Source organism: Pyrinomonas sp. (assembly GCF_040289685.1).
Taxonomy (GTDB): domain Bacteria; phylum Acidobacteriota; class Blastocatellia; order Pyrinomonadales; family Pyrinomonadaceae; genus Pyrinomonas.
Window position 1 is genome coordinate 1 of sequence record NZ_PSLQ01000105.1, and the last position, 6,323, is coordinate 6,323.

At 58.2% G+C, this 6,323-nt stretch carries 3 protein-coding genes; 2 read left to right on the top strand and 1 reads right to left on the bottom strand.

Annotation, left to right across the window (positions count from 1 at the left end; all coding sequences use genetic code 11):
- Positions 1-20: 20 nt before the first annotated feature.
- Complete coding sequence (locus C4334_RS14260; RefSeq protein ID WP_352432759.1) at positions 21-329, top strand: zinc ribbon domain-containing protein; 309 nt, start codon at positions 21-23, stop codon at positions 327-329.
- Between the two features lie 107 nt (positions 330-436).
- The gene (locus C4334_RS14265; protein WP_352432757.1) at positions 437-892 is read left to right on the top strand and encodes a vitamin K epoxide reductase family protein; all 456 of its coding nucleotides are present in this window, start codon (positions 437-439) and stop codon (positions 890-892) included.
- Between the two features lie 422 nt (positions 893-1,314).
- On the opposite strand, the gene C4334_RS14270 is transcribed toward C4334_RS14265, so the two are convergent.
- Positions 1,315-5,196: a TonB-dependent receptor gene (locus tag C4334_RS14270; protein ID WP_352432758.1), complete on the bottom strand. Its 3,882-nt coding sequence runs from the start codon at positions 5,194-5,196 to the stop codon at positions 1,315-1,317.
- Positions 5,197-6,323: the final 1,127 nt, after the last annotated feature.

Sequence of the window (6,323 nt, forward strand, 5' to 3'; positions counted from 1 at the left end):
GAGCACTGGCTGGAATTCTGGTGCGAGACGACGTCGATGAGAAGAGCACGTCCATTACCTGCCACGCCTGCGGGAAGGTCAAGGCATCCAACCGGAAACACCGGGGTTTGTATGTGTGCTCCTGTGGTTGGAAGGCACAGGCAGATGTCAACGGTGCCCTGAACATCTACGAAAGGGCGTATCAGGTATCTTCCGTGAAGGGGAGTAGTGGCCGTGTGGCGCGGCCCGCGGTCGTGTCGTTCCTTCTGGGATGGCACGGCGTCGCTGAACCGAAGCGCGAGGCTTTATCCTCGCGTCCATTCCTTTGGGGATGCCCCTCAATTTATTGAGGGGAGGACGTCACACGGAAAGCGTCAAGAGACAGATCTCTTTGCGCTCCTGGACGCAACGGAGGGCGCACGCAAGCTCGTCGCTTGAAAGGATGGAGGGAGAGGCTTTGAACAACTCGCTAGCGGAAGCTCGACGATCCACAACCGCGCGATTGTTGGCCCTCATGGCGATGGTCTCGCTCGTTGGTCTTGGCGATGCCGTTTATTTGACGGTGGAGCATCTTTCAGGGCGCACGGCGCGTTGCACGGTGCTTGCTGGCTGTTCCGCCGTGCTCGGAAGCGAGTACGCGAAGATCGGCTCCGTGCCGCTGGCGGCCATCGGCGCCGTCGCTTACTTCTCGGTCTTCAGCTTGGCGACGTTAGCCGCTTTTGGCTACGAAACGGCGCGTCGGCCCCTGTTCGCGCTCGTCTTCGCCATGCTCGGCGTGACGCTTTGGCTCCTCTACTTACAAGCCTTCATCTTGCGCGCCTTCTGCGAATACTGCTTGCTTTCGGCCGCCGTCACGTTGACGCTCAGTGGCCTCGCTGTGCTTCTCCTTCGCCGTTCAAAGACGTCGCAATAGAGCATTAGATCTTCTCCGTCTTCGCAGAGCACCGAGGTCGTGCAAAAGCACATCGTCTCGGCAAGATTTCGTTCGCCCAGCATGTTTCGCCGTGCCTCACGACGCGCTGGCGGTATCTCGCGTCGTCCGCCGAAGCACGCTTATCCGCCTTTTGGTTCTTCTGCCTCTAAAATCCAGCGCTCGCTTGCGCAGGGCGCTCTGGACCTCTCTTCGAAACTCGACCAGCGCAGACATTTGCGCTCTCCGATACGAGAAGAAAGCGCAGTTTAAAATTCGGTTTTGAACGCAGGTTCAGAAGGCCGAACAGATAAGAATAGGGACCGCGTCGGAGTAGCTCCGGAAGCGTGGTCTTTGAGCTCGGTTACAAGCGCGTGTCAAGGGAGCGGAAGGGGACTCTCCCCTTCCGCTCCTTGTCCCGAGCGTTACCACTGTAGCTTAAGCGCGAACTGAATGACGCGCCCGGTCTCACCAGTCTGGATGATGGTTTGTGTCGAAGGCGGCGAGACGGCAGCGCAGCAAGTTTGCGCGAAGACTGGCGAGAGGATGCTCGGCGAGCCGACGCTCGCATCGCGCGGGTTATCGAAGTTGGCGTGGTTTAGGGCATTGAACATTTCAGTGCGAAACTGCAGTCGCACTCGTTCCGTGAAGCTGAAGACTTTGACGATGCCGAGGTCAAGGTTCCAATAAGCCGAAGCGGTGAAGATGTTGCGCCCGGCGCCATTTTGCCCAGGTTCAGGCACGCGGAAAGCGCGCTGTTTCTCTTCATCGGTGAAGAGGACGGGACCGATGATGTTGGGCACCTGACGCAGACGCGCTCGAACGGGCGCGATCACGTCGGCACGCGACACATGCGCGTTGTTCGAGGTGCGCGCCCCGCTCGTGACGCTGAACGGCTCGCCTGACATCGCTGTGAAGATCGTGTTGATGCTCCAGCCGCCGATCAGTTGGTTGATCCATCCGCGGGAGTTGCTGAAGAAGCGTTGGCCGCGACCAATGGGGAGATCCCAAACGGAGGCGACGTTGAAGACGTGACGACGGTCGAAATCGGAGCGGCCACGTTCGAGTCGGAAGTTACGCGCGTCAACTGGCGCACGCGCAGTGGTAATCGACAATCCGCCGCCCGAAGCTGCGCCAACTGGATCGAGCGAACCATTGTCGATCGATTTGGCGAAGGTGTAAGCCAAGTTCATCCCCAGACCTTGCGCGAATCGCCGCCGGACGGTGAACTGCGCGCCATGATAATAGGAATCGCCTCCCGCATCGATGTATGTGATGCGCCCAAACTGCTGGTTAGGCCGAAGCTTCAAAGCGAGCGTTTGCCCTTCGACGAGTTCAGCAAAGGCTCCTGCGCCGTTGCGCCCCAGCTCCGTGCTAACGCTTCTGCCGTTTAGAAACGAAGCCGTGATGCCGGGGACGTTAGCGATCGGTGGCGTCACCCCGGTTACGCCCGCCGGGCATCCAGTTCCATTGGGCAGACAGCCTTTGTTGACGTTGTCGCGCATGATGAGGAAAGAAGAGAGGATCGGTGCCGCATCGATCTGATTGATGTCATAGGAACGGAACAGTCGCGTGCCGCGCCGTCCAACGTAAGCCGCTTGAACGACGAACCCGCCGGGTAACTCGCGCTGAAGGCTTAAGCTCCATTGGTGCACCGTCGGCTGCTTCAGTTGCGGGTCGAACATGACGAGCGGCGGCGCGTCAGGATAGAGCAGCAGCGGCGGCGTCAAAAAGGTCGATGGCTTAATGCTCGGCGGCGGCAATTCCGTTGGGAACCCTTCGCCGAGTCGCAGATCAGGGGCGACGGCGCAACCTGGCGTGCTTGACGCCTGCGTCGCGTTGTTGACGGTGCGGAAGGTTGTCGAGCAGGTGGCGATCAGCCCAGGCACGGAGCCGGAGACCGACGTCACCATGAAAGTCGCAACGGGATCGTAAGCGAGTCCGTAGCCTATGCGGATGACGCTGCGACCGTTGGTTCCGAAGAGCGAACGCAGCAAGCCGTTCTTCCAGTCCGGGCTCCACGCCAGTCCGAGCCGCGGGCCGATGGTTACGTTGGTGCGATCGTACCAACGATCGGCAGCAACAAAGGTGACAGCGCCGGGTTGCCCAACCGCTGGGTTAGCCGGACCAGGCGTTCCCGTGATCGGCGTGCTTGGGACGAAAGTCCGCCCTTTGCCGGACGAAGGTGCCGGATTGATTTCGATTCTCACGCCGTAGTTAAAGGTTAGGTTTGGACGAATCTTCCACTCGTCCTGACCATAGAAGTTGTATTGGTTCATAACGTGCTTGACGCCCTGCAGCGTGACCTTGTCGCCCACTTTGAACGGGAGATAGGCATCAACGTTGAGATCGCCTAAGAACCGCTGTCTGATCTGCGATGGGATGCCGAGCAGCGTGTTGATCGTGTTTTGGAGAAAAGCATTGTCGGTGCTGCTGATGCCGGGCCGCGTCATGGTCGTCGTCTGTGGCAGATTGGCGAAACCAGCAGGAGTACGGGTCGAGCCGCTGAAAAAGATAGCCGGCGTGACGTTGATGCCGCCTGGTTGGCCGCGTTGATCGACGTGGCGGTAAAAGCGCATGTTCACGCCGAAGCGGAAAAGATGTGCACCGCTGACGATGCTCAGGTTGTCGAGAAACTGCGGCGTCGTCAACGCGCGATAGGTGCGCGGCGTGTTGTTGAACGGCGCGCTGATGCCCGGAAAATTGTAGGGCGGAACGTTCGGGAAGGCCGGATTCGCTTCGCCCTGCGTGAACAGAAAGGCGAAACGCGCAAAGCCGATGGTCATCTCATTGACGATGCGCGGATTGATGACGCGCCGGTAACCGAGCGCGAAATTATGTGCGCGACGATAGACTTCGCCCAAGGGCGGAAAGCCCGGGAAGACTTGTGGGCGCCCGTTCAGCGGATCGCCTTTAAGCGTGTTGTAGTCGGAGAACAGGTAGCGCGCGAACAGGCTGTTATTCTCATCAAAAGTGTGATCGATGCGCGCTGTGATGGCAGGACCTTTGAACGAGGTCGGCGGATTCCAAACGTATCCGCCCGTGTTCAGCCCGTCGATCCCGCTGCTGACTGCCGCGTACGTGTTCGGTGCTGGGAACGAACGCAGGAGCGATGCGACCACGGGGTCGAACCCTTTGCGTCGCGGGTCATTGGCGAAGATATCGTAGCTTGCCACGCAGTTGGTCGTCCGCGTTGCGCTGCAAAGCGGAACTTCGGGTCGTAGTTGCCCAGTGCGCGGATCGACGAGCAGCGGGCTGTTCTGTGTGATCCTCTGTCCGTCGATGAAGAACGGCACGTTGGGATCGACCACGAAGTAGCGGAAGATGCCTTGCAGCGCCGTTGGCGAGTAGACGATGGGCACGCCAAAGGAGGTATCGATCGGCTGCGTGGTGTAAATCTGATTCCCTTGGTAACTGCCGAAAAAGAAGGTCTTGTCGCGCCGAATCGGACCACTCGCCTCGCCGCCGAATTGATTCAGCCGCACGAGCCGCTTGGGTGTGCCTTGTGCATTGGCGAAGAACTCTTTGGAGTTCAACGCCTCGTTGCGGAAGAAATAGAAGAGAGTGCCGTGAAGGTCGTTCCCGCCGCTGCGCGTGGCGATCGAGATCGAAGCGCCGCTGTTGCGCCCTTCTTCGGCGGTTGCGTTGTTGGTCGTTACCTTGTATTCGCGTATGCTGTCAGGATTGAGACGAAAGATGTTGTTCGTCGCCGTCGGCACGCTCGCTTCGTTCGCTTCGATGCCGTCGATGGTGATGTTGAAGGCGCGGTCACGCGACCCGTTGACGCTGATCGTGTTCGAACCAGCCCCCGCCGAGCGTTGCACAACGCCCGGCTCGAGCGTGATCAGCGTCAGCGGGTTTCGCCCATTGAGCGGCAACTGCTCGATTGCCCTCTGCTCAACGACGTTTCCGATGGCAGCGTTCGACGTTTGAAGCTGCTCGACCCCAGCCTGTACCGTGACAACTTCTGATACGTCGCCTGGCGTAAGTACGACATCAACCGTCAGCGGAGTATCCACCTCAAGCACGTTATTCGTTCGAGTAAAGGTTTTAAAACCTTGTTTTTCGACCGTGATCGTGTAGTTGCCGACGGGCAGAGAGGGGAAAGCGTACAGTCCGGCATCGGTCGTTTGCTGCGTGTAGGCGACGCCGGTCGCCTCGTTTTTGGCCGTCACCGTAGCGCCGGGAACGACTGCCCCGGTGGCATCGGTGACTGTGCCGCTGATGCGCGATGTGCTGGTTTGCGCTACAGCCAAGGACGCAAACAGCAGGAACAGGAGCAAGGCAAAGATGGACTTCTGTTTCATAGGCACCTCCTAATCAAATAGAACAGCCTTCTGCGACCAATCTTCTAGTCAGCGACGTACCCTCCAAGGCCAAATACTGAAAGCTGAAACTTAGGGCGAAACCGCGATGCGCGAAATTATCTGACTGACGCTCCACGTGGTCAAGGTTTTTTTAGAGTTCGCGGCACTCCATCTCGCGCGCCGTTCAAAGAACTTGTCTGAAGCAAATCCTGTCTCCCACCGCGTGGCCGGGGAAGTCGACTTCTAAAAAGTTTATGCCTTGCGCGTTTTTGCGCGCCGACTCTTCTGTCGAGATGGTCTCTAAATAACTTTAATGACTTTATGACTCGCACCGCATAACTCTCGTCGCAAAACTTACGTTGGGGTACAAGAGCACGCGGGTTCGCGTTCAAGAAGACCTCTGTCATACCTCTCCAAATCGCTCGCCAGAACCGGTCGCGGAATCCGAGAAATCGAAAAATCCAAAAAAATGGATAACCCTCATCCATTTTTTTGGAAAAACGACGGTCGAGGAGGGTCGAAATGCTCGTAAATTGAAGAAAAATCAGCGGCGGGTTCTGTGGAACGGCGGTTGCCTTGAAAAAAAGCGGACGTTCCAAGCTGGAAGTCGGACGAGCCTCGTGGCTTTGGAGTGCGGGAAAGATCCCGGCTCATGATACAGGTTGACGATCCATTGCGGCTCATGTTCGGATCACGGTCCGAGCATGAGCCTAATCTTTGTCGCGTGAAATCTTCGTCGCGTGAAATGTAGGTCGCTTCGCCCATGATGCCTCTCTTTCGCGCGCCGATTGAGGCGTCGTTTTGGGCGCAGTGATTTGTCGAGAGCGAGTTGATTCGGCGGTGCGGCGGCGTCGGTGAACTTTCGCGTCTTTCGGTCTTTGGCCGTTGAAGTCTTTCATATCAATAGCTCGCTCTTTTCCTCAGGCTTCGTCCACCTCCAGAACGCGCCGTCAGCCCTAGGGAGGAGGCGGCGCACGCTCCTTTCCATCATATGATAATGCGAGCGTGACGGAAATTCAGCGAACGGTCACGATCCTCATGGAACCCGACGCGGACTTGCTGGCGACGCTTGATGCCGCGCAGCGAGTCAAGCAAGCGCTCTCTCCCATCGCTTTCAACTGTGGGAA